Origin of the sequence: Kamptonema formosum PCC 6407 (assembly GCF_000332155.1) — a bacterium.
GTDB lineage: Bacteria > Cyanobacteriota > Cyanobacteriia > Cyanobacteriales > Microcoleaceae > Kamptonema > Kamptonema formosum.
In genome coordinates this window covers 2,310,066-2,331,922 of record NZ_KB235903.1, presented here as the reverse complement: position 1 = coordinate 2,331,922, position 21,857 = coordinate 2,310,066, and the positions used below count along the sequence as shown (strand labels likewise).

Sequence of the window (21,857 nt, the reverse complement as noted above, 5' to 3'; positions counted from 1 at the left end):
GAATGTTTATACAGTCAGCAGCCCAAACCCTTTCTAGTATTGTATTTTCCTCCTGCCTCCTGCCATCTGCCATCTGCCTCTCTAAAGAGGCAGTTCTATTTGAAACAGAGAACCTTTCCCCACCTGGCTACTTACTGTTAGCTGCCCGCCATGAGCTTCCACAATTTGCTGGGCGATCGCTAATCCCAATCCATAGCCACCTTTCTCCCGCGTTCGTTCCTCATCAACTCGGTAAAATCGGTCAAAAATCTGTGGCAAATCTGCCTCTGGAATGCCGATTCCCGTATCTTCTACTTGAATTAAAAGGCGATGACATTGATGCAATAAACGCAACCATACTGTTCCTCCAGGCAAGGTATATTTACAAGCATTAGTGAGTAGATTCGCGATCGCTTGTTTTAATAAATCTGCATTGCCTTTGATAATAACTCTGTCTTCAGGGAGTTGTAAATTAAGCGTTAACTGCCGCTCAACAATCTGTATTGATAAAGTGGCGATCGCATCTTTCAACAACTCCTTCAAGTCAATCGATTGCATCGAGTTCGGGTCTAAATGTCCTGCCTGTCGTGCTAAAAACAAGAGATCGGTCACTAACCGATTCATCGACTTAACCGTTTCCGCAATCTTTTCTAATCGAGTGTGCTTAGGCTTACCTGCCTCAACTGGACTGAGTAACCCAACCTGGGCATTACTAAGAATGATGGCAAGCGGTGCCCTTAATTCATGGGAGGCATCAGAGGTAAAACGTTGTAGTTGAGTATAGGAAATCCTAATAGGTTGCATCGCCAACCCGCCTAAAAACCAACCTACTAAGCTAATCGCGCCCAAGGTCAAAGGCACTGTTACCACCATTACGATCAGCAACTCTCTGAGTGTATTCCGAGCATCTGTCAACGGGATAGCAATTTGGAGGTAGCCAATCGTGCGTCCGTTGTAGTCAACTGGTAGTGTTAATTGTCGCAGCCAGTTGGAGGGAGATTGAATGGTTTCAAAGGCCGCGATCGCCTGAATCCGATCCAAGGGTTGCATCCCATAAAATTGTTGTAGTTCTCCAGTGGCCGAATACCAGCGAACGTAAATAATCTCACTGTCAGGCGGGGGAGAATAATTCCCCAGAATCGGAACGTTACTCAGATCGATGCGTTCTTTTCCTTGGTGCCAACCATAATCGATATTGGCAGCCATAACTCTTGCTTTTTTGTAGAGTAGGCGATCGCTTTCTTCTAAGTGGTTAACCGATCGCTGGTAGTAAATAATGCCGGCAAAAACGATCAGAATAGTCCCCATCGACAGCGTAAACCACTGGGCAAGATTGCGACGGCTACGATTAAACATCTGGATTCAAGCGATATCCCATACCATATATAGTTTCTAGCCAAGTGACAGCACCCACCGCCTGCAATCGCTGCCGCAGACGACGCACCAGAGTAGTAATCGCATTACTCTCCGGTTCGCTGCCCCACTCCCACAAAGCTTGCTCTATTTGACCGCGAGAAAGGACTTGACGAGGGTGACGCATGAGATACTCCAAAAATTGAAATTCGCGCCTCGATAAAAGCATACTGCGATCGCCGCGTTCCATTGTCAGCGTTGATAGATGTAGAGTCAGGTCTTCAACCTGTAAAGTATCCCCTTGCCAAACTGGGGATCGCCGTCCCAAGGCCCGCACCCGCGCCAGCAGTTCAAACACATCGGCAGGTTTAATCAGATAATCATCCGCTCCAGCATCTAAACCACTAATTTTATCAACAGTCGTATCTTTAGCAGTCAACAGCAACACTGGGGCAGTTTTTCCCAGACGGCGGTATTGCTGACACAAGCTTAAGCCGCTGACTTTAGGTAATAACCAATCCAGGATCAACAGGTCATAGTCCCGCTGCGATAAAATACATTGAGCGATCGCCCCATCTTCTATACCATCTACAATATGTCCTGCCTCAGAGAGAGCAGTTTGAAGCGGTTCGAGTTGATTCACATCGTCTTCTACTAGCAGAATTCGCATCGATCTAACCATTGTTCTGCAAGCTTTATGGTAGAGAAGACATTTAGGAAAAGCGTCCGTCAGAGGTAAGATTTACGTCAATCTTTTGCTAACTAGAATGTTCGTAGTTTCTGTATGCGATCGCGCGTAATCTAAATCTAAAATTCCAATGGCTTTACCTCGCTTCCGACAACTTCTCCACCGCGCTCACTGGGAATTTTGGTTGCCCCTGCCTTTGGTAGCCGCCTTATTCTGGACTACAGGTAACTCGATCGCAGCCCAAGTTCTAAGCCGTCGTTATGACTCCGTTAACAAACTTGAGGCAAATAGACAGTTAGAAGTGAGGTTGTCAGTAACAATCTTGACCATCAAGGCAGAAATCGATCGCAGCCGGGGCTTTACCACTATTTTTGTCAAAACTACTGACTCAACTTTAAAGAGGCTGGAATATGAGTTTCCATTCACCCAAGCCAGTCAAGTAGAGGCTGCGATCGCCCAAGAATTAGCAATACCGGTCGAAACTGTCCGCAAATTGATCGGCTACCGGATTAAAAACTGAGCGTTTGAAACGGCAAAAACCTTATACCAGTAGGAATTACGCTCATGGCTTGAGAAACCGGGTTTTTGAGAGCATCTCTGAGTCCGAGCGAAGTATTTTCGTAAAAAACCCGGTTTCTTTGGTTGGGTGCCAAAGTCCTGAATAATTGAAATATCGAGATGTTGAGGCGCGATCGCCTCTAACTCAGCACTTGAGTTAACTTCAGAAGATCGACCTCATACATCCTGCCTCCTGCATAATTTAATTACCTAGTCGCTGGAGAGCCATACTACCAGTGCCCTGAAACATCAACCAAGACAAGAAAAAATTGCAGATAAAGATCGCAAGCATAGAAGTCACAACAGCAGTCGTAGTAGACTGTCCAACACCTTTAGCACCGCCAGTAGTCGTCAAACCCCAACTCGTACCAATCACCGCAATTAAAGCGCCGAAAACAAAAGCTTTGATAGCTGGAGCACAAATATCCCAAGGCGTGAGAAAGTTTCGGGCAGATTCCAAAAACACGACGGGAGGAACGCCATACATCCTGGTAGCAATCAGCAGACCCCCAGCCATACCCGTTACCAGAGATAAGATGGTCAAAATTGGCAACATCAGACAGCAAGCAATAACGCGAGGAATTACCAGGTAATCAATCGGGTCAGTTTTGAGGATATAGAGAGCATCAATCTGCTCTGTTACTTGCATAGTGCCAATTTCAGCAGCAAAAGCAGAGCCGACTCGCCCAGCAATAATCACTGCTGTCAAGACTGGGCCAAGTTCGCGTGCTAAAGAGACAGCTAGTACACCACCAACGGCGTTAGTTACACCCAAGGCAATAAACTCCCGCGCTACCTGAATTGTAAACACCATACCCACAAAACCCGCAGTCACCAAGGCGATGAGTAGGGATTCCGGGCCCACAGCCACCATTTGGTCAAGGGTGTTGCGGCGATGAATAGTGCGAGTGAACAGGTGCAGAGTCACTTGGCCACCCAGCAGTATTGCTGCTAGAAATCGCTGACTCCACAATCCCAGGCTGGAAGAATTAGTCTGACTCAAGGTTAAGGATGGCTGTAACAACATTAGAGAAAAATAAAATCTCTCTACAAATCTTAAACAAGTTTCTTTAACTCAGTACAAATCTTAAACAAGTTTCTTTAACTAAAAATTTAAGTTTTCTGACAGATTCGCTGTAAAAGAGCGATCGCTTCTATCGTAGAAGAGGACAAGTAATTTCAACTTGTATACCTGTAGGCAGTTTAGCTGATTTGTGAGTCTCTATATGAGCATCGTGCCTAATTTTCTTCGCTCTCTACTGCTGGCTAGTCTTTTCAGCTTTGTCGCTCCGCTATTGTTAATCGGAGTTGGGTTGAGCTGCTTTTACTTGATTAGTCACCTGCCCTACCTACAAGAGGTTGGCCACTTTGGGGCGGGTCAGATTTTGAAGTTCCTAGCAACTTTCGGCAATGGTAGCCCCGTTGAGGGATTTTTGGTAATTGGCATTACTTTTAGTTTGGTGGGAGTGTTGTTTGATACCTATGCTTCCTGTCAAAATGTGCGGGGCGGTTAACCGTACATTTGGTTCGGAGATTAACACTGGGAGTACAAGAGTACATAAGTACGGTAATGCGAACGTGGTGCTGGGAGAAAACCGAATCACCTAATTGGGGAATTATCAATACATTAGAGACAGTTAAATCAAGGTTTCTTTAAACCCTAAAATTCAGAAGATTGGAGGTATTGATTATGTCTCTTATTCGTTTTGAACCATTCCGGGAAATTGATACTTTGCAGCGAGAAATGAATCGCTTGTTTGATACCTTTACGCCGCCAGTAGAGAGGGGTTCTAATGGTGTTGCGTTTATGCCTGCCGCTGAGCTGCATGAAACTCCAGAAGCTATTCACTTAAAACTAGAAATTCCTGGTTTAGAGGCTAAGGATTTGGACGTGCAAGTGACGGCGGAAGCTGTTGCTGTTAGCGGGGAACGCCGCTCTGAAACTAAGACGGAAGATAAAGGTATTACTCGTTCTGAGTTCCGTTACGGTTCTTTCCGCCGCGTGATCCCTCTACCTGCACGCATTCAAAATGACAAGGTGGAAGCTAAGTACAAAGATGGAATTTTGAATCTGAATCTACCTAAAGCTGAAGCTGAAAAGAACCGAGTTGTTAAGGTGTCGCTTGATTCGGTTGATTAATATTTCCTCAGCATTTGAGGTGAGCTAGATAGAGCGGTTTTCAGTTGCGTTAGAAGAGGCTAATGGCTAATTGCTAATGGCTAATTGCTAATGGCTAATGGCTAATTGCTAATGGCTAATTGCTAATGGCTAATGGCTAATTGTGATTGGGAGATTGTACTTTCGCGAGCTGAAAACTACGATAGATTTAGGGTGGGAACTACTCACCCTAATTTTTTTGGCTTTGTTGGCGATCGCGCCAATTACCATACTGCCGCGTTACAAATAATTATGGGTAAGTTATAGAAACAGGACTTACGCACCCAACCAAAGAAACCGGGTTTTTTTACGAAAATACTTCGCCCGAACCCACAGATTCTCTCAAAAACCCGGTTTCTGGAGCCATGAGCGTAAGTCCTAAGAAAGTTAAAGATATCGGAAAAGTTGTTAAAAATAATGAAAATTAAAGACATCGGAGAACAAGGCTTATTAGCAATTCTACAAAAATTCTGTCCCCCAGAAATTATTGGAGATGATGGCGCAATCATCCCTACCCATCCCGATAAATCTCTGGTGATTACCACTGATATGCTCGTTGATGGGGTGCATTTTAGCGATCGCACCACAACACCCCAAGACGCAGGATGGCGTGCCGTTGCTGCTAATTTATCCGATCTGGCGGCGATGGGAGCATCACCCTTAGCGATCGCTGTGGCACTTAGCCTCACGCCTGACACTCCCGTTACTTGGGTAGAGCAACTCTACCAAGGGATGACAGCTTGTTTGCAACAATATAATACCCCGATCGTTGGCGGCGATATTGTGCGATCGCCCCTAATTGCTCTAGCTATTACTGCCTTCGGAGAAGTTGACTCCGCCTGCGCCATCCGCCGCAGTAGCGCCCAACCAGGCAATCTCATCGTCGCCACTGGCCCTCACGGAGCCTCACGAGCTGGCCTAGAATTGCTCCTTAACCCCCAATTAGAGACATCCCTTACTCCCCCCGAACGATCGTCGCTGATACTCGCTCACCAGCGTCCCAAACCCCGATTAGATGTGCTACCGATCCTCTGGGAAATTATAGATTCTAAACTCTTACAATGGGGGTCAGAATCGAAAATTCAAATCGCAGGAATGGATAGCAGCGATGGTTTAGCAGATGCCATTATTCAAATTTGTCAGGCTAGCAATGTTGGAGCAAAAATTGAGCGCAATCAAATCTCTATTCCTACAACTATTAGCCGTTTAGTATCCCCAGAAAAAGCACTGAATTGGGGATTATATGGCGGCGAAGACTTCGAGCTAATTCTATGTCTTCCCCCGGAAATTGCTCAAAAGTTAGTAGAAAAATTAGGAGTTGGAGCAGCTATAGTAGGAAACATTACCAAAAATCCTGACATTTTGTTAGTAGATAGTAACGGCATCTATCCAGAAGAAGAGTTAAGCCTAACTAAAGGATTTCAACACTTCTAATTGTGAATTGTAATAGAAGGCAGGAGGAGTAGAATGAGGTTGATTGTATGAACTAGGACTTACGCAGGGAGTCCCAGAAACCGGGTTTTTGAGAAAATCTTTGGGTGAAAACGAAGTATTTTCGTCAAAAAACCCGGTTTCTTTGGTTGGGTGCGTAAGTCCTGTGAAGTTCACTTAACAATGTCGATTGTAAGAAGAAGGAAAAAGGAAGAAGGAAGAAAAATTTAGTTATCTAGGAGAGAAGGAAGAATGTTTATACAGTCAGCTTTTTAGCCATCCCGATCTTATGTTTAATTAGGTGGATTTACTCATCAACAATTGGGATAATTGATATGAGCCATTACCAATTACCCATTACCAATTACCCATTACCAATTACCAATTACCCATTCCCAATTACCCATTCCCAATTAACTCTTTAAATATATCATTTTGCCTAAGAGATTCAAAGTCTATTTCATTTACTGCTAGTTGCTTGCACATATTTTGGTTGAGATTAAATGCTCGTTTCAAGTTTTCTAGAGCTAATTCTATTTCACCTTGAAGAGCATAACACCGAGCTTTATTGTACCAAATTCGATAAAAATCGGGTCTAATTTTAGTGGCATTATCATAAGAATCAATTGCCGCATCATATTTTTGTAGCTTAGTGAGGGCAACGCCTCGATTGTTCCAAGCGTCTGTATAATCATTTTTAATTACTAATGCTTGATTGTAAGAGATAACAGCGTCTTCATACTTTTGCATTTTGGAAAGTGCAACTCCTCGATTATTCCAGGCATCGGCATAGTCGGCTTTGGCTTGAATTGCTTGTTCGTAACAGGCAATGGCTTCTGAAAGCTGCTGCATTTCTAATAATACTACTCCTCTATTATTCCAAGCGTCAGGATAGTTGGGGCGAAGTTTTGTAGCTTGTTCGTAGGAATCAATTGCTTCCTGATATCGCTGCATTCTTGTCAGCACTACGCCTCGGTTGTTCCAAGTATCTGCTAAGTCTGGCTGAATTTGTAGGGCTTGATTGTAAGCGTCAACTGCCTCTTCATAGCGATTTTCAAAGAAATAAGCGTCTCCCTGTTTGGCGTAGTCGCTACCGCTCATTAATTGTTTGCGATCGCCATATTTTACCGGGGTAAATTCTTGAATTTCCGGGTCGGCGAACAAAATATCAGTGTCTTCTTCGCCCCATTTTTCTTGCTGGTTAAGTTCGTCTAAGACGGTTTGAGCTTCAGTCAGAACTGTTTTTAATTGAGAAATTGTATCGTCTCTAAGACTAGCAATTTCTTGTTGGGCAAGAGCTGTTTGCTGGGCTAATTTCCCTAACAATATCCAAACGCCGACGGCGGCGGCGGTGGGGAAGAAAGTAAGTACAATTAAAAACACATTCAGCATGGATGCTGTGCGGCGAAAAGCGGTGTCAACTTCTTCGGAGACGCGATCGCGAATCTCCTCTTTTAGCTGCATCTCTTGTAAATCCTGCTGTTGAGCTAATAGCCCCCTAGAAGTCGCAGAGGGAGCAGCAGTGGCACTTTGAGAGAGTAAAATAGTGGCGATCGCGATCGCGCTAAGTTCTGTAAAGATGCTGACCCAAGCAATTGCCTTCGCGATCGCTACCAGATTTCGGATTTTCATGAGTTCGGTCTTGAAACAGACTATTATAGCTAGGGACTAGGGGCTAGGGACTAGGGGCTAGGGAAGAAGGGAATAGAATCAGCGGGTTCGAGCTAATTAGCTCCACCTAATTAAACATAAGATCGGGATGGCTAAAAAGCTGACTGTATAAACATTCTTCCTTCTTCCTTCTTCCTTCTACTTATGAGCGAGTATCCTAATCGACAAAAGCGGTTGCTATTAAATCTAGGATATCTTTTATACGATCCCCTAGCCCTTGATACTCCCATCGCCAAAACTGCATGGGCAATAGCTGCCTGACTGCATCAAAATAAAAAGGTAATATCAGCTCTAAACGCTTATGTCTGACTGGGTAGAAATCGGTACAATTGTCGCACCTCAAGGTTTAAATGGCGAAGTGCGGGTATATCCCAACTCCGACTTCCCAGAACGTTTCTTGGAACCGGGACAGCGTTGGATGCAGCGCCCTGGCAAAGCAGAGCCCGAACCGATTGAGTTTTTGGGAGGGCGCTATATTCCGGGGAAAGGAATTTATGCGGTGCAGTTAGCAGGGGTGGAGAATATAGACGAGGCAGAAGCGCTGCGGGGTTGCCAACTGTTCGTTTCTGCAAGCGATCGCCCTCATTTGGAGGAAGGTGAATTTTATGTGCGCGATTTGATCGGGTTGCAAGTATTCTACCAACAGACGGGTGAAATGTTAGGCACTGTGGTGGATATAATTCCAGCCGGTAATGACATCTTAGAAGTAGAATTGCAGCAGAAGCCTGAACCCGCAAACATTTTAGAGGAAGAGTCTGCCACTGGACAAGTAGCGACCCACCCCAGTCAACGCCGCAGCAAAAAACAAAAGGAACGCCCTCTCAAGTCAAAATCAAAAACAGTTTTAATTCCCTTTGTCCAAGAGATCGTCCCCATTGTTGAGATCGGGCAGCGCCGGATTGAAATTACGCCTCCACCTGGTTTACTTGAGTAACGAGCAAGTGTTGGGCTAAAGTCTAGAGCTATTGCGATCGAGAGGGATTACTTAGTTTTGAGTGCGATCGCCCAATATTCACTCTAGACATTCTTTCATAAGATTAACCCCAACTGGCATTAAGAGAATAGGATTAACCTACCGTTAAGGGTCGTTGCCGTGTTAACTTAATGGTGGCGAGAACTGGCAAGAGTAATGGAACTAACCAAATTATTACAAAAATATGTATTTCTATGATTTGAACGACAAACTTATTGTATAAATTTGGTTTCAGTAAAATTCTAAATCTGCTGATAGACAACTAAAAAAAAACATACTAAACTTAAATCGTAGCACAGAGTTTTCTTTATGCTTCTTGATAGAGAGTTGCTCAATTTAGTTGTAAGCAGCAAGTAATCGAAAGAGAAGCTCACTTGAGGATACAAAAGTGAAGGCAGAACTTTACAGGATAGAAAACAAGACTTATAGCAACCTTCTAGGTAGTTAGTACATTCTAGTTTCCTCAAACCCTTAATTCTATTCCCTTCTTCCTCTTCTTTCCCTTCTTCCCTGAGCATCGTAGCCCCTAGCCCTGAGCATCCTAACCGCCTTAGCGGTTGCTATAACTGTAATACTTGTGGTAACAAAAATTGGCTCGGCAGTTCCAACACAATTCCTCAAAGAGGTTTTTGGCAATGGCTAACCATCCCTTAGAAACAGAATTAACCAAGAGACTTACTCTGTTAGATGCCTTTTTCAGCTCCGCCGCAGTGGGAATGTGCATTTTTGACGACCAAATGCGATTTATAGATATTAATGAAACCCTCGCTAAAATAGATGGGCTACCAGTCGCCGAGCATATTGGTAAGACTCTAAATGAAATTGTGCCCGATCTCGCGCGAATTTTAGAGCCGATTAACAGGCAAGTGATCGAGACTGGTATTCCCGTCCTTAACTACGAACTAAACGGAGAAACTCCAGTTCAGCCAGGGATAAAAAGGCATTGGACAGCTTCCTTTTTTCCGCTTTCCAACAACTTAGGCATCAGCGTCGGCATAGGTACAATAGTAGTAGAAATCACCGAGCAAAAACTTGCTCAAGCCGTACAAGAAGAATTAATCGAGTCTTTACACAAAAGCGAATCTAAACTGAAAGCTGCGGAAAAATTAGCTCACGTTGGTAATTGGGAAGTCGATATTGCTACAGGTGCTTTTACTTGGTCAGATGAACTTTTCCGCATATTTGGACTAGACCCCAATCAACCGCTACCGAATGCTTTAGAAGACTGCCTTTCTATCCATCCCGACGATTTAGCCTACTGGAAAAGCCACATTAATGGTGCTATTGAGCGAGGGGAAGCTTATGCGATTGACTTTCGGATCGTCCGTCCCGATGGTGAAATTCACTATATTTCAGATCGCGGACAGCCAGAGATTATCAATGGCAAAGTCGTGCGCTTATTCGGTACTGTGATGGATATTACGGCTCGCAAACTAGCAGAAGTTGAACTGCAAAGAGCGAATGAGGAACTAGAGAATAGAGTTGCACAGCGCACTGTCGAATTGAGCAAAACAATAACCTCCTTAAGTTTAGCTAACGCGCAGTTGCAAAATGAGATTGCATCGCGTCAGTTGGCAGAGAAAGCACTACAAGAAAGTTTAGAGCGTTTTGAATTAGTTAGCCAAGTTTCTTTTGATGGAATTTGGGACGGCCGATTCGTTTGGGATGAGAACGGAAATTCGAGTGAAGAAGTTTACTATTCGCCGCGATTAAGGGAACTAATTGGCTTAAAAGAGCAAGATTTATATAACAGAACTGAGAGTTATACTTCCCGTATCCATCCAGAAGACCGCGAGCGAGTTGCTAATGCTCTTAATGCTCACATGGGTAGTGGACTTCCCTACCAAGATATCGAGTACCGAATTTTAACTAAGAGTGGATTTTATCGCTGGGTTAGTGCCAGAGGTCAGTCCCAGTGGGACTCACAAGGTAGAGTCTTACGATTTATCGGTTCAATTCGCGATATTACGGAGCGCAGACAAGCAGAAGCAGAACTACAACAAACTCAAAAATTTTTAGAGTCCGTGCTGAATAATTTGCCTGTTTCTGTGGTGGTTAAAGAAGCTTCTGATTTGCGGTTTGTGTTGTGGAATCCAGCGTCTAAAAGTCTGCTAGGATTTGGACAAGAAGAAGTAATTGGCAAAAATGACTATGACTTTTTCCCTAAAGAGCAAGCTGATATTTTTACGCTCAAAGATCGGGAAGTATTAACTAGCGGTAAAGTGATCGATATCCCTGAAGAGCCGATTCAGACTAAGCACGGCGAAGAAAGGATGTTACACACCAAGAAAACTGCGATTTTAGATGCTGATGGTTCCCCTGCTTATTTGTTAGCTATTGCTGAAGATATTACTGACCGCAAGCGAGCGGAAGCTGCTTTGCAAGAGAGTGAGAAAAGATATCAGACCTTAGCGAGATTGTCCCCTGTGGGGATATTTAGAACGGACGTTAAGGGATATTTTTGCTATGCTAATGAAAAATATTGCGAGATCGTCGGGATAACGGAAGCGGAAGCGCTAGGAATGGGTTGGTCAAGGGTATTGCATCCTGACGATCGTGATCGCATTCTCAGAGAATGGCATCAGTCTACAATCCAAGGGATACCGTTTCGCTCCGAGTATCGATTTGTGCGTCCTGACGGGACTGTAACTTGGGTTTTAGGCCAATCATCCCCGGAAATAGAAGCAGCGGGAGAGGTGAAAGGCTATGTAGGAACTATTACGGATATTAGCGATCGCATTCAAGTAGAAGAGGCCTTACAAGAATTTGCAAATCGCCTCGAACTTCTTAACAAAATTGCCAGTCAGGTTCGTGCTTCTCTAGAAATAGATACTATTTTAGAAACCGTTGTAATTAGTATTCGCGATCTCTTAGATGTTGATATTTGCAGCTTTTTTTGGTACAAAACAGACTTTGAGGAACCTGTCTGGGAAGCGGTGAAAGAAGCTAACAAGTTTACCGACCTTAGTATGATGGGGATTTATCCAGCTTCTACTATTGTTCCCCTCTCAGAAAAACTGTTAAAACTAGAAATGATTTGTGTTGATGATGCCGTCGAGCATAGCGATATAGAGATGCGCGAAGCATTATTATCACTAGGCTTTTATTCATTTTTATCTGTACCAATTCGGACTCCCGGAGGTGAAATTGGAGCATTAACCTGTAATCAGTTTAGCGATCCCCGACCTTGGAGCGAGAGCGAAGTAGAATTAATCAAAGGCGTAGCGGATAATTTGGCGATCGCAATTTCCCAAGCGGAACTTTATAAACAAAGTCAGGTTTCTGCTCAAATCGCTCAAGAAAGGGCCCTACAATTAGAGGAAGCTTTAAAACAACTTAAACGCACTCAAACTCAGCTAATTCAGTCCGAAAAAATGTCTTCTCTAGGTCAATTGGTGGCTGGAATCGCTCATGAAATTAATAATCCTGTGAGTTTTATTTACGGGAATATTGACCCTGCTAGGGAGTATATTTCTGATTTACTAGGTCTATTGGATCTTTATAAAGCGGAATATCCAGAACCGACTAGAGCCATAATTTCGGAAATGAAAGCTATGGATTTAGAGTTTATAGTAGAAGACTTGCCTAAACTTTTAGAGTCGATTAAGGTGGGAGCTGAGCGGATTGGAGAGATTGTGCTTTCTCTGCGTAATTTTTCACGGATGGATGAAGCTCAAATCAAAGATGTTGATATCCATGAAGGGATTGATAGCACGCTGAGATTGTTACAAAATCGGCTGAAGGCTCAACCAGATCATCCAGAGATTGCAATAGTTAAGGAGTATGGAAAGTTACCCCTAGTGGAGTGTTATGCGGGTCAGTTAAATCAAGTGTTTATGAACTTATTGAGTAATGCGATTGATGCTTTGGAGGAGCGAGACCGAAGGCGATGCGCTGAGGAAGTTAAGGCTAATCCTAGTATGATTAGGATTGGGAGTTATGTAGTTAATTCTGAGCGAATTGCAGTAGTTATTGCTGATAATGGCCCGGGAATACGGGAGTCGGTGCGAGCTCGGATTTTCGATCCGTTCTTTACAACTAAACCTGTGGGGAAAGGAACGGGGTTGGGATTAGCGATTAGTTATCAAATTGTAGTAGACAAACATTTGGGGAGTTTGCGGTGTGATTCTGTAGTGGGTGAGGGGACGGAGTTTGTGGTGGAGATTCCTGTGAAGAGAAGTTGAGGAGAGTTCAGTAGAAGGAAGAAGGAAGAAGGTAGTCAGGATTAGTATAAAACCTATTGACCTAATTCTTGAGAACGCAGAGCAGCCGCTTTCACTGCTTCTATCAAAGCCGAGCGAAAACCTGCTGTTTCTAATTTAGCAATTCCTGCAATTGTTGTACCACCGGGACTCGTTACTCTATCTTTCAATTCTGCGGGGTGCATACCCGTTTCTGCTAACAATTTCGCAGTTCCTAATACTGTTTGCAGTGCTAATTTAGCCGCGATCGCTCTCGGCAAACCAGCATAAACTCCGCCATCTGTCAAGGCTTCTATCAAAATTGCTACATATCCAGGGCCGGAACCCGAAAGCCCCGTCACTGCATCCATCATGCTCTCTGGCACTTCTACCACTTCCCCTACCGCCTGAAAAATGCCTGTAGCTAGCTCCAAATGATGCGATTGAATGTATTTTCCAGGTGCGATCGCACTCATTCCCGCCCCCACAGTCGCGGGCGTATTTGGCATCACCCGCAACACCGGATAGCCCGGAAAAGCTGCTTCTAACTTACTCAAAGGTACGCCAGCCAAAATTGACACTATCATTGGCTGTTCCCCCTTAGTACCAACAGTTTCACCATTGGTCAACTCCGCCGCCACTTGCTCAAATACTTGGGGTTTAATCGCCAAAAATAGCACTTCAGTTGCAACCGCAACCTCTTGATTATTTCCTGTCACTTTCACGCCGTATTTCTCAACCAAAAAATTGCGGCGTTGCGGCTGGGGTTCGCTCACTAAAACTTCTTTTGATTGATAAATTTCTCGTGCAATTAAGCGAGATAAGAGAGCTTCTCCCATTACCCCGCCGCCAATCATACCAAATTTTATAATTGTCATTTGTTAATGGTTAGTTGTTAACAGTTAACTGTTAACTGTTAACTGTTAACTAATTAATTGTTATACATTATGCTTTTTATTACGAAGGTCTTGAAGCAATCCCAGAGCTTTGAGATTGCTTCACTGCGTAAGCACTACGTGCAGGCTACGCCAACGCAATGACAGTATATGGTTAACTATCACCAATTAGCAATTAGCAATTAGCAATTAGCCATTACCAATTAGCAATTACCAATTACTAAAGTGCCGCTTGTGCTTGTTCTGGCTGCCAAGTTGGAGCAGCGGGAGCTGCAACACGGGGACGACCTTGAGCTGAGGGCACTTCATGTACCACTCCCGATTGAGTCCGCACTTGTACGCAACTCGGCGTAAACAAGAAAATACTTTCGCCAATTCGTTCTTGATGACCATCTAGAGCGTAAGTTCCACCAGCCACAAAATCTACAGCTCTCTGAGCTTGATCTGGGTCCATCACTGTCAGATTCAAAACTACAGACTTGCGTTCTTTCAGAGCTCTAATTGCTGCCGGCATTTCTTCAAAAGTGCGAGGTTCCATGACCACCACTTCCGAAATTCCGTTCATTGCTCCAGGCATTCCAATCACATTATTCATTACTGAACCAACTCCACTTATCGGTGCGACAACATCCGTACTTGGCGATCCTACTACAGGCCGTTCCCGCAAGCGGCGATTAGTGCGGCGTTCTTCCTCTGCTGTAATCGCTGAAGGTTGCTCTTGCGGTTGGTAGGCGTTTTGATAACGCTCTCCTTCCATTTCGTCGTACTCATAATCGTACTCAACAGGATCGTTGAGTCCCACAAATTCTCGCAGTTTAGAAAAAATGTTCACGCTTCACGCTCCATCACAACTTATTTGCCCTGACTATAACTGATACTTTTAACTTAGACGTTCTGTGATTGCCGACTTATTTTTGTCAGATAGAGTCTAACACAAGATGTTTGGCTATTTTTGGGAAAGTCAGGAAAAAAGTTCTCAACAGTAAAATTGCTGTTGTGGGTGAGTCGAGGGCCTTTGACTACTTCTATAATTTACCGCTCAACCGTTTTTATTTGGATCTGCGATCGCTGATGTCCCCCTTTCACCAAACAAGGTTCGTCCAACCCGTACCATCGTAGCACCTGCTTGAATGGCTAAATGATAATCTCCAGACATCCCCATTGAGAGTTGCTGCATTTCAATGTGCGACCAATTTTGCTGTCTAATTTTCTCCGCTAATTCGCGAGCAGTGTTAAAAAGACTGATGGTTTGCGCCTCATCTAATCCTAAAGGAGGAATTGTCATCAATCCTTTAATTCTCAGGCTTCGACACTGATTGATCTCTGGCAAATCGGCAAGTAATTCGGGGATACTCCAGCCGTATTTATCGCGATCGGGCAAAATTTTTACTTGCAGACAAGCTTGAGGCTGGTAGGCAAGTTCTTCAGCTAGGCGATCCAAACGCTGAGCTAGTTTTAAGCTGTCTACGGAATGAATCCACTGGAATTGTTGCACAGCTTTAGCAGCTTTATTGGCTTGGAGGTGGCCGATCAGATGCCAGGTAATATCAGGCAAATCTTGCATTTGAGCTTGTTTGTCTGCTGCTTCCTGAATCCGACTCTCGCCAAAATCCCGCACTCCTGCGGCATAAGCAGAGCGCATAGCGTCAACAGATACCTGCTTGCTGACGGCGATTAACCGCACGCTCGGAGGTAACTGTTGGCGTATGTTAGCAATGCGATCGGCAATGTTGGTCATGGGGAGCTGGGGGGCAGGGGAGCGGGGGAGCGGGGGAGCGGGGGAGATGGGGAGGATGGGGAGGATGGGGGAGATGGGGGAGCGGGGGGAGAATTAGCAATTACAGGATTTACTTAGTCTCGACGTAATCTAGGGCTTGAGATTGCTTCACAACCTCACGCGCTACGCGCAGGCTACGCCAACACAATGACAGAAAATCATAGCAAAATGCGTAAGTCCTGAATTAGCAATTAGCAATTAGCCATTAGCAATTAGCAATTAGCCATTACTGAAATGTACGCTGATGTATTAGCTGTAACTGTTCGTAATCCTGAGATTTTCCGCTGCGGCGGAGGGTACGCAAGCGAATTTCTACCATGAGGCGAGCGTCAGAGCGGCTGATTGGTTCAAATCTCAGACCGGTTGGGCCGTTTGTTACCAAGAAAAATAGGCGCTGGGCGTATAGGGTAGTAAATAATTCCTGGCTGTCTTCAACCTGGCATACCCTGAAGAGGAGGCCAAAATTTGGGTGATTCAGGTAAGTTTCGATACTCATTCAGCCTCAAAGTCAGCAGATAATAGCAAGGGTTTCAAGTGTTTGTGTCGATAGCGGTTGTTTATGGCTGGTGCAAAGAGCGATCGCGGCTGAGGTGTAACTGCTGGCTGCAATTTTCTCAACTCTCAAGCTAGAGGTTGCTGCTGCGTGAATACCATTTTGATATGCGCCGCTAGAAAAGCGTGAATATCTACATTTATATAGCGTATTCCGCGCCAACCTGTTGTTAGTACCTTAGCAATAGTTTCTTTGGTAGCCCTGAAGACCGCTCGTCGGTTGTACAAGACAGGATTAATTCTACCTTGCGTTGTTCCTAATAAGATTTTAAATTAACAGGACTTCCATAACTCTATGCTAGGGGCTGTTTTCTGTGGCGATCGCTACCTAGAACTGATACCCATTTTACGTAACGCCGCCCTCTGGGCGGTAAAGTCACCGCCCAGAGGGCGGCGTTACGGAATTTTTGTGTAAAAAATCCGAGAATAAAATATCCTCAAGTTTGCCAACCCCACAACAGGCGAGCGCCCCAGAGGAGGCCCAGAAAGCCAAGAGCTAACCAGTCGCGAAGTTTGAAGCGCAACTGATGCCACTCTACACGATGTTTGTCGGGACTGGTGAAGCCGCGTACTTTCATGGCGCTGGCGATTTGGGTGGCTCGTAGCAGTAAGTTTTCTAGGAGTCTTTCAGCTACCATTAACCAAACTTGGGCCGCGCGGCGAAAACCAAGTTTTTTCCAGTTAATCGCTCTGGTGCTCACCGATCGCACTAAGTTTTGTATTTCTTCTAGAACTAGGGGCAGAAATCGCAAGGATAAAGTTAATGTTAGGGCGATTTCGGTGACGGGCAACCGCAACCGTCGTAAGGGTTGCATTAAGTTTTCGAGCGCGGCGGTGATTTCTTCGCTGGCGGTGGTTAAAAGATATAGGTTGGTGCTGTAAACTATGGTAAAAAATAGGGTGCTGATCCGAATTCCTAATTCTAGAGAACGCCTGCTAATTTTGATCGGCCCTGAGTTGAACAGGATATAAGTGTAGTCTGTGGGCTGTGGTAACGATGTTAAGGTAGGCGCTACGGGTGAGGCTTGGGGAGTGGGTTTAGAGCCAAAACCAAAGGGATTATACCAGGGTTTTGATGGCGCTGGAGAGAGGATTGCTGGCTGTTGAGCAAAGGTGAGTTCGTCGGCGGGGAGACGGGGTTGATGATTGGTAGGGAGTCCGTCGGGGGCGATCGCGCTTAGTGCAAATACAAAGAAGCTGAATGTCAACAGAAACCCCATTTGCTGTTTCCACACCCGCAGGGGAATTGAGGCTGCGATTGTCACCACGATTAGCAATCCTACTAGCATCAAACGCCAAAAGGGATTAGCTAGAACGGGTGCAATTAGGAATGTCATTAACCAAGCTAATTTTACCCTGGAGTCTAGATGATGCAGCCAGGTTACGGGCTGTTCTAAGTAGAGTCCTAAAGGTAGCGATCGCAGTAAATCCATATAACTAGGGGCTAGGGGCTAGGGGCTAGGGGCTAGGGGGAAGAAGGGAAGAAGGGATTAGATAGGATGAAGGGTTTGAGGAATTTAGAAGGTTCTAACCGCCGAGAATATTGTTATAGATATAGCAGGACTTACGCATATACTACGATTTTCTGTCATTGCGAGATTTCCGAAGCTTTTCCCTTAACCTTGCTATACGGTTATAGTGCGTAATTCCTGAATCTCCAACCTTATATTTCACGTCAAGACTGCGTAAGTCTTAACGCAGAAACCGGGTTTCTGAAAGAAGAATCAGGATTTTCTCCGCAAAATCTGGATGGTAAACCCGGTTTGTTGAGTCTTCTAGGATTGCTATATCTGCTAAAATGTTTAGCTCTCGATCATTTGACGCGAATGGCTCTATTTGTCCGACTTTTTTCTAGATCGCGCGGTTTTTTACCTCGCCAAACTAACCGCATTGGTGTCCCAATAAAACCTAATTGTTTGCGAAATTGGGTTTCGATGTAGCGGCGGTAATTCTCGTTAAACCGCAGGGGATCGTTGACAAACAAGGCGATCGTGGGTGGTTGAGCTCTAACTTGCGTACCGTAATAAATCTTACCTTGCCGTCCTTGGCGGGTAACGGGGGGAGAGTGCCAGCTAGTTGCTTCTTCTATCACTTCATTAATTACCGCAGTCGTAACGCGGCGCTGGTGTGCTGTGGCGGCTGTATCCACTAATTCTAAGATTTTTTCAACTCTTTGACCTGTGGTAGCGCTGACGAATATCATTTCTGCCCAATCGACAAAATAAAGGCGAGTTTTTACTTCCTTTTCGTAATCGTAAATCGTGGTAGAATCTTTTTCGATCGCATCCCATTTGTTGACTACAATTACGCAGGCTCTACCTTCTTCACTAATCCGGTCTGCAAGTTTTTGGTCTTGGTCGGTAACGCCATCAACGGCATCAATTACTAATAATACAACATCGGCGCGACGGATGGCTTTAAAGGCGCGGTTGATGCCGAAAAATTCGGGGCCGTATTCGACGTTTTTCTTTTTACGAATCCCGGCTGTATCTATTAGGCGATAAGTTGTACCGTTGCGTTCCACTACGGTATCAATGGCATCGCGAGTAGTACCGGAAATCGGGCTAACTATGGCGCGAGTTTCGCCAAGAAAGGCATTTAATAAACTAGATTTCCCAACATTGGGACGACCAACAATGGCAACTTTTGTTTCCTCAATTTCTGGCAATTCTCCTACTGCTGGTAAATGGCTAATTAATTCATCGAGTAATTCGCCAGTACCGTTACCATGAATGCCAGAAATGGGGAAGGGTTCGCCTAAGCCTAATTCCCAAAATTGGGCAGCTTGAGTGAGGCCTTCGGTTTCCGATTCGCATTTGTTGACTGCTAGGAGGACGGGAACTCGTTGTTGACGCAGCCATTCTGCGATCGCTTCGTCGCCCCCAGTCAGTCCGATTTGTCCGTCTACAACGAAAATAGCGGCGCTGGCTTCAGCCAAGGCGGCCATTGCTTGTTCGCGGATTAAAGGTAAAAATTCGGTGTTATCGTCAAAAACTAAGCCACCAGTGTCTACGACTTGAAATTCGCGATCGCCCCAGTAAGCATTTTTGTAAGTGCGATCGCGCGTCATCCCCGGTTGGTCGTGGACAATTGAATCTTGACTCTCCGCGAAACGGTTAACAATTGTGGATTTACCGACATTTGGCCGTCCAATAATAGCAACTATAGGTAGAGGCATAATCTGGTGCTTGCAGCTTTAGGAGTTTTATGATTTCTCTCCATTGTAACCAACAAGCGCTTAAAATCTAACAATCTTAATTTTAAATTCTAAAATTGCTTAATGGAAAGACTAATTTCCGTCTTGGGGCTGGCTGTTTTCGTGGGTTTGTCCTACGCCTTTTCTGTAAATCGGCGTGCTGTACGCTGGACACCTGTTTTGTGGGGGATTGCTTTACAGTTAATTTTAGCGGTGTTGATTATTAGAACTCAGCCGGGTTTTATACTATTTCAGTTTCTTGGCGATGTGATGCAGCAGTTACTAAACTTTTCCGATGCTGGGGCTAAGTTTGTTTTCGGAGAAAAGTTTCAAGAACAATTTGTCGCTTTTAAGATTTTACCAACCATCATCTTTTTCTCTTCTTTTGTTAGTGTTTTGTATCATTATAATATTTTACAGCAGTTGGTACGGGGGATGGCTTGGGTGATGTTAAAAACCATGAAAATATCGGGGGCAGAGTCACTTTCCTGTGCTGGAAATGTATTTTTAGGCCCAACGGAAGCGGCGTTATTAATTAAGCCTTATGTGGGAAAAATGACAGTTTCAGAGTTACATTCAGTGATGACTGTGGGTTTTGGCACGATTGCCGGGGGAGTGATGGGGGCATATCTTTCCTTTGGAGTTCCTGCGAGTCATTTGTTAGCAGCTTCGGTGATGTCTGCGCCAGCTTCGATGGCAATTTCTAAGTTGTTTTACCCGGAAATGGAGGAACCTCTAACGGCTGGCAAGATGGATGTGGAAATGAAAACTAATTATACTAATGCGATCGAGGCGGCGACGGATGGGGCTTTTCAGGGGGGAAAGTTGGCGTTTAGTGTGGGAGTGATGCTGATTGCTTTTTTGGGATTATTGGCAACTGCAAATGGGCTGCTGCATTGGGTAGGAACGATGGTAGGTTTGCCCTTATTATCTTTAGAATGGTTGCTGTCTTTTGTGATGTTTCCGGTGGCTTGGTTGATGGGTGTACCTTGGGCTGATTGTGGGCAAGTGGGGATTTTGTTGGGGAAGAAAACGATTTTAAATGATTTTATTGCTTATCTGGATTTGAAGCAGTTGATGGATAGTAAGGCGATTTCAGAAAGGGCGATTGTAATTGCTACTTATGCGATTTGTGGGTTTGCTAATATTGGTTCGATTGGGATTACGATTGGGGGGATTGGGGGGTTGGCACCGGAAAGGCAGAAGGATTTGGCGAGGTGGGGTGTGAGGGCGATGATTGCGGGGGCGATCGCTAATTTTATGACGGCTTGTATTGCGGGTATGTTGTTATGACTAGCATAAATATTCCGTAACGCCGCCATCCTGGCGGTATCTTTATCGTGTAGAGAGTGAGGTTATGTAAGTTATTAAAGATAGAGCTTACACTCATAGACCAGAAACCAGTTTTTTTATGCAAATACTTTGTGCCGCGTTTCTGTTTATTAAGTACGTGGACATAATTAAAGGTAGGGTGGGCGATCGCCGCAAAAAATCTGTAACTCATAGAAGAAGATGGTTGCGGCGAGCGCCCACATTACAATTTATAGCGTTTATTTATGTCCACCTACTTATCAAGAATACCGCCGGGACGGCGGCGTTACGTAAGGACATGGATAAATAAAAAACAAGCCCTCGACATAAGTCGAAGGCGATCGCAACAAGTAAATTCATTCTATAATGTTGTCCTTAGAAGGAGCGGAAAATGGAAGCCCAAATCACGCCTGTGACAACGGTTGCGATTAAGCTGTAAGTAAAGAATCGACCTGTTTCTGCATTAAATCCCAAGGCTTTGTCTTCCCGGCTGGCGGTGAAGAATAGCGACCAAGCTTGATTGGCGTTAATTGCCTTAAAGCTATTGAAATCGGGTCGGAAAACAACGGGGCCAAATAAATCGCGATCGCCATAGTCAAAATCAGTTTTCATTTCTTATTCTCCTAAGATTTTGCAAGAATTGATGGATTTACAGTCGATACAAGCTTTTTAGCCTAAAACATCCTTCAGAAAACCCAGAAAGCCGTGTCCGGTCAAAACTTCGATCGCTAGCAGCGAGACAAAGCCGATCATCGCAAACCGTCCGTTCATCTTCTCGGCGTAAGGGGTAAAACCAGTGCTAACGCTCTCATCTACATACATCTTGGGCTCGATCGCGAAGTTGTTGAGAAGTCCTTGGTCGTCGATGTAGTTACGTGCGTTCATGTCTTTTTCCTTTGTTGTTTGTGTCCTTATGTAAATTAATGTAACGGATTGTTAAGATATGTTTTGTGATTTGGCTCAGCTAAGTAGATGATCGTAATCACCGTTAGCGGATATTGTCCAAAATATAAAAGCCATAAGCCTTGCTAGATAAGGCTTTTAAGCATTTTAGAACTTATGCCAAACTGTTTATAACGCCACCCTCTAGGCGGTAAAGATACCCCTGGGACGGCGGCGTTACGTAAACAGTG

General features: G+C 44.6%; 21 protein-coding genes. 9 read left to right on the top strand and 12 right to left on the bottom strand.

The annotated features are described in order from the left end of the window. Positions 1 to 81: 81 nt before the first annotated feature. Complete coding sequence (locus tag OSCIL6407_RS0115165) at positions 82 to 1,335, bottom strand: sensor histidine kinase (protein ID WP_007354601.1); 1,254 nt, start codon at positions 1,333 to 1,335, stop codon at positions 82 to 84. Beyond that, complete coding sequence (gene rppA / locus OSCIL6407_RS0115160) at positions 1,328 to 2,002, bottom strand: two-component system response regulator RppA (RefSeq protein WP_007354602.1); 675 nt, start codon at positions 2,000 to 2,002, stop codon at positions 1,328 to 1,330. Before rppA ends, OSCIL6407_RS0115165 begins: the two co-directional genes overlap by 8 nt. Positions 2,003 to 2,150: 148 nt before the next feature. On the opposite strand from rppA, the gene OSCIL6407_RS0115155 reads away from it, so the two are divergent. Beyond that, positions 2,151 to 2,540 carry a hypothetical protein gene (locus OSCIL6407_RS0115155; protein WP_007354603.1) on the top strand — a complete coding sequence of 130 codons (390 nt, stop codon included), beginning with the start codon at positions 2,151 to 2,153 and terminating at the stop codon, positions 2,538 to 2,540. 240 nt (positions 2,541 to 2,780) lie between these two features. On the opposite strand, the gene OSCIL6407_RS0115150 is transcribed toward OSCIL6407_RS0115155, so the two are convergent. Continuing rightward, positions 2,781 to 3,605 carry an MlaE family lipid ABC transporter permease subunit gene (locus tag OSCIL6407_RS0115150; protein WP_007354605.1) on the bottom strand — a complete coding sequence of 275 codons (825 nt, stop codon included), beginning with the start codon at positions 3,603 to 3,605 and terminating at the stop codon, positions 2,781 to 2,783. 199 nt (positions 3,606 to 3,804) lie between these two features. Between OSCIL6407_RS0115150 and OSCIL6407_RS0115145 the strand changes: the two genes are divergently transcribed. The 3 genes from OSCIL6407_RS0115145 to thiL all read left to right on the top strand — a co-directional run bounded on the left by OSCIL6407_RS0115145 (position 3,805) and on the right by thiL (position 6,170). Continuing rightward, positions 3,805 to 4,092 (top strand): hypothetical protein, encoded by a 288-nt coding sequence (locus OSCIL6407_RS0115145; protein ID WP_007354606.1) that lies wholly within the window; start codon positions 3,805 to 3,807, stop codon positions 4,090 to 4,092. Between the two features lie 176 nt (positions 4,093 to 4,268). Next, entirely contained in the window at positions 4,269 to 4,718 is a 450-nt protein-coding gene (locus OSCIL6407_RS0115140) for an Hsp20/alpha crystallin family protein (RefSeq protein ID WP_007354607.1), read from the top strand. A gap of 435 nt (positions 4,719 to 5,153) precedes the next feature. Continuing rightward, positions 5,154 to 6,170 carry a thiamine-phosphate kinase gene (gene thiL / locus OSCIL6407_RS0115130; protein WP_007356194.1) on the top strand — a complete coding sequence of 339 codons (1,017 nt, stop codon included), beginning with the start codon at positions 5,154 to 5,156 and terminating at the stop codon, positions 6,168 to 6,170. Between the two features lie 396 nt (positions 6,171 to 6,566). On the opposite strand, the gene OSCIL6407_RS0115125 is transcribed toward thiL, so the two are convergent. Beyond that, complete coding sequence (locus OSCIL6407_RS0115125) at positions 6,567 to 7,799, bottom strand: tetratricopeptide repeat protein (protein WP_007354740.1); 1,233 nt, start codon at positions 7,797 to 7,799, stop codon at positions 6,567 to 6,569. Between the two features lie 340 nt (positions 7,800 to 8,139). On the opposite strand from OSCIL6407_RS0115125, the gene rimM reads away from it, so the two are divergent. Both rimM and OSCIL6407_RS0115115 read left to right on the top strand, forming a co-directional pair. After that, the gene (gene rimM, locus OSCIL6407_RS0115120) at positions 8,140 to 8,772 is read left to right on the top strand and encodes a ribosome maturation factor RimM (protein ID WP_007354742.1); all 633 of its coding nucleotides are present in this window, start codon (positions 8,140 to 8,142) and stop codon (positions 8,770 to 8,772) included. Between the two features lie 674 nt (positions 8,773 to 9,446). Next, positions 9,447 to 12,995, top strand: coding sequence for a PAS domain S-box protein (locus OSCIL6407_RS0115115; protein ID WP_007354743.1), 3,549 nt, complete (start codon positions 9,447 to 9,449; stop codon positions 12,993 to 12,995). Between the two features lie 53 nt (positions 12,996 to 13,048). Here the strand turns inward: OSCIL6407_RS0115115 and proC are convergent, their stop codons facing one another. The 3 genes from proC to OSCIL6407_RS0115100 form a co-directional block, all read right to left on the bottom strand. After that, positions 13,049 to 13,870 carry a pyrroline-5-carboxylate reductase gene (proC, locus tag OSCIL6407_RS0115110; RefSeq protein ID WP_007354744.1) on the bottom strand — a complete coding sequence of 274 codons (822 nt, stop codon included), beginning with the start codon at positions 13,868 to 13,870 and terminating at the stop codon, positions 13,049 to 13,051. A 238-nt stretch (positions 13,871 to 14,108) separates the two neighbouring features. After that, entirely contained in the window at positions 14,109 to 14,720 is a 612-nt protein-coding gene (locus OSCIL6407_RS0115105; RefSeq protein ID WP_007354745.1) for a cell division protein SepF, read from the bottom strand. 207 nt (positions 14,721 to 14,927) lie between these two features. Continuing rightward, positions 14,928 to 15,626: a YggS family pyridoxal phosphate-dependent enzyme gene (locus OSCIL6407_RS0115100; protein ID WP_007354746.1), complete on the bottom strand. Its 699-nt coding sequence runs from the start codon at positions 15,624 to 15,626 to the stop codon at positions 14,928 to 14,930. Between OSCIL6407_RS0115100 and OSCIL6407_RS35400 the strand changes: the two genes are divergently transcribed. After that, positions 15,588 to 15,743 (top strand): hypothetical protein, encoded by a 156-nt coding sequence (locus OSCIL6407_RS35400; RefSeq protein ID WP_019487394.1) that lies wholly within the window; start codon positions 15,588 to 15,590, stop codon positions 15,741 to 15,743. The two genes, OSCIL6407_RS0115100 and OSCIL6407_RS35400, sit on opposite strands and share 39 nt — an antisense overlap. Before the next feature lie 148 nt (positions 15,744 to 15,891). Here the strand turns inward: OSCIL6407_RS35400 and pipX are convergent, their stop codons facing one another. The 3 genes from pipX to der form a co-directional block, all read right to left on the bottom strand. Next, complete coding sequence (pipX, locus tag OSCIL6407_RS0115090; protein WP_007358527.1) at positions 15,892 to 16,161, bottom strand: transcriptional coactivator PipX; 270 nt, start codon at positions 16,159 to 16,161, stop codon at positions 15,892 to 15,894. A 493-nt stretch (positions 16,162 to 16,654) separates the two neighbouring features. Continuing rightward, positions 16,655 to 17,650: an energy-coupling factor transporter transmembrane component T family protein gene (locus tag OSCIL6407_RS0115085; RefSeq protein WP_007358529.1), complete on the bottom strand. Its 996-nt coding sequence runs from the start codon at positions 17,648 to 17,650 to the stop codon at positions 16,655 to 16,657. A 380-nt stretch (positions 17,651 to 18,030) separates the two neighbouring features. Beyond that, positions 18,031 to 19,395, bottom strand: a complete 1,365-nt coding sequence (gene der / locus OSCIL6407_RS0115080) for a ribosome biogenesis GTPase Der (RefSeq protein ID WP_007358531.1) — start codon at positions 19,393 to 19,395, stop codon at positions 18,031 to 18,033. Between the two features lie 102 nt (positions 19,396 to 19,497). Here der and OSCIL6407_RS0115075 point away from each other — a divergent pair, with 102 nt between their 5' ends. Together OSCIL6407_RS0115075 and OSCIL6407_RS0115070 are read left to right on the top strand one after the other, a co-directional pair. Continuing rightward, the gene (locus tag OSCIL6407_RS0115075) at positions 19,498 to 20,706 is read left to right on the top strand and encodes a NupC/NupG family nucleoside CNT transporter (RefSeq protein WP_007358532.1); all 1,209 of its coding nucleotides are present in this window, start codon (positions 19,498 to 19,500) and stop codon (positions 20,704 to 20,706) included. A 157-nt stretch (positions 20,707 to 20,863) separates the two neighbouring features. After that, entirely contained in the window at positions 20,864 to 21,034 is a 171-nt protein-coding gene (locus tag OSCIL6407_RS0115070; RefSeq protein ID WP_162140447.1) for a hypothetical protein, read from the top strand. 65 nt (positions 21,035 to 21,099) lie between these two features. Here OSCIL6407_RS0115070 and OSCIL6407_RS0115065 read toward each other — a convergent pair whose 3' ends face one another. Then, positions 21,100 to 21,336, bottom strand: coding sequence for a hypothetical protein (locus OSCIL6407_RS0115065; RefSeq protein WP_007358533.1), 237 nt, complete (start codon positions 21,334 to 21,336; stop codon positions 21,100 to 21,102). A 57-nt stretch (positions 21,337 to 21,393) separates the two neighbouring features. Next, positions 21,394 to 21,609 (bottom strand): chlorophyll a/b-binding protein, encoded by a 216-nt coding sequence (locus tag OSCIL6407_RS0115060; RefSeq protein ID WP_007358534.1) that lies wholly within the window; start codon positions 21,607 to 21,609, stop codon positions 21,394 to 21,396. Positions 21,610 to 21,857 lie beyond the last annotated feature (248 nt).

Excerpts from the sequence above, each read along its gene's own strand:
- rppA (WP_007354602.1), bottom strand. The coding sequence starts at position 2,002 with ATGCGAATTCTGCTAGTAGAAGACGATGTGAATCAACTCGAACCGCTT.
- thiL (WP_007356194.1), top strand. The coding sequence starts at position 5,154 with ATGAAAATTAAAGACATCGGAGAACAAGGCTTATTAGCAATTCTACAA.
- OSCIL6407_RS0115075 (WP_007358532.1), top strand. The coding sequence starts at position 19,498 with ATGGAAAGACTAATTTCCGTCTTGGGGCTGGCTGTTTTCGTGGGTTTG.
- OSCIL6407_RS0115115 (WP_007354743.1), top strand. The coding sequence starts at position 9,447 with ATGGCTAACCATCCCTTAGAAACAGAATTAACCAAGAGACTTACTCTG.
- OSCIL6407_RS0115155 (WP_007354603.1), top strand. The coding sequence starts at position 2,151 with ATGGCTTTACCTCGCTTCCGACAACTTCTCCACCGCGCTCACTGGGAA.
- rimM (WP_007354742.1), top strand. The coding sequence starts at position 8,140 with ATGTCTGACTGGGTAGAAATCGGTACAATTGTCGCACCTCAAGGTTTA.
- OSCIL6407_RS0115065 (WP_007358533.1), bottom strand. The coding sequence starts at position 21,336 with ATGAAAACTGATTTTGACTATGGCGATCGCGATTTATTTGGCCCCGTT.
- OSCIL6407_RS0115145 (WP_007354606.1), top strand. The coding sequence starts at position 3,805 with ATGAGCATCGTGCCTAATTTTCTTCGCTCTCTACTGCTGGCTAGTCTT.
- OSCIL6407_RS0115125 (WP_007354740.1), bottom strand. The coding sequence starts at position 7,799 with ATGAAAATCCGAAATCTGGTAGCGATCGCGAAGGCAATTGCTTGGGTC.
- OSCIL6407_RS0115140 (WP_007354607.1), top strand. The coding sequence starts at position 4,269 with ATGTCTCTTATTCGTTTTGAACCATTCCGGGAAATTGATACTTTGCAG.
- OSCIL6407_RS0115060 (WP_007358534.1), bottom strand. The coding sequence starts at position 21,609 with ATGAACGCACGTAACTACATCGACGACCAAGGACTTCTCAACAACTTC.
- OSCIL6407_RS0115085 (WP_007358529.1), bottom strand. The coding sequence starts at position 17,650 with ATGGATTTACTGCGATCGCTACCTTTAGGACTCTACTTAGAACAGCCC.
- der (WP_007358531.1), bottom strand. The coding sequence starts at position 19,395 with ATGCCTCTACCTATAGTTGCTATTATTGGACGGCCAAATGTCGGTAAA.
- OSCIL6407_RS0115100 (WP_007354746.1), bottom strand. The coding sequence starts at position 15,626 with ATGACCAACATTGCCGATCGCATTGCTAACATACGCCAACAGTTACCT.
- OSCIL6407_RS0115150 (WP_007354605.1), bottom strand. The coding sequence starts at position 3,605 with ATGTTGTTACAGCCATCCTTAACCTTGAGTCAGACTAATTCTTCCAGC.
- proC (WP_007354744.1), bottom strand. The coding sequence starts at position 13,870 with ATGACAATTATAAAATTTGGTATGATTGGCGGCGGGGTAATGGGAGAA.
- pipX (WP_007358527.1), bottom strand. The coding sequence starts at position 16,161 with ATGAGTATCGAAACTTACCTGAATCACCCAAATTTTGGCCTCCTCTTC.
- OSCIL6407_RS0115165 (WP_007354601.1), bottom strand. The coding sequence starts at position 1,335 with ATGTTTAATCGTAGCCGTCGCAATCTTGCCCAGTGGTTTACGCTGTCG.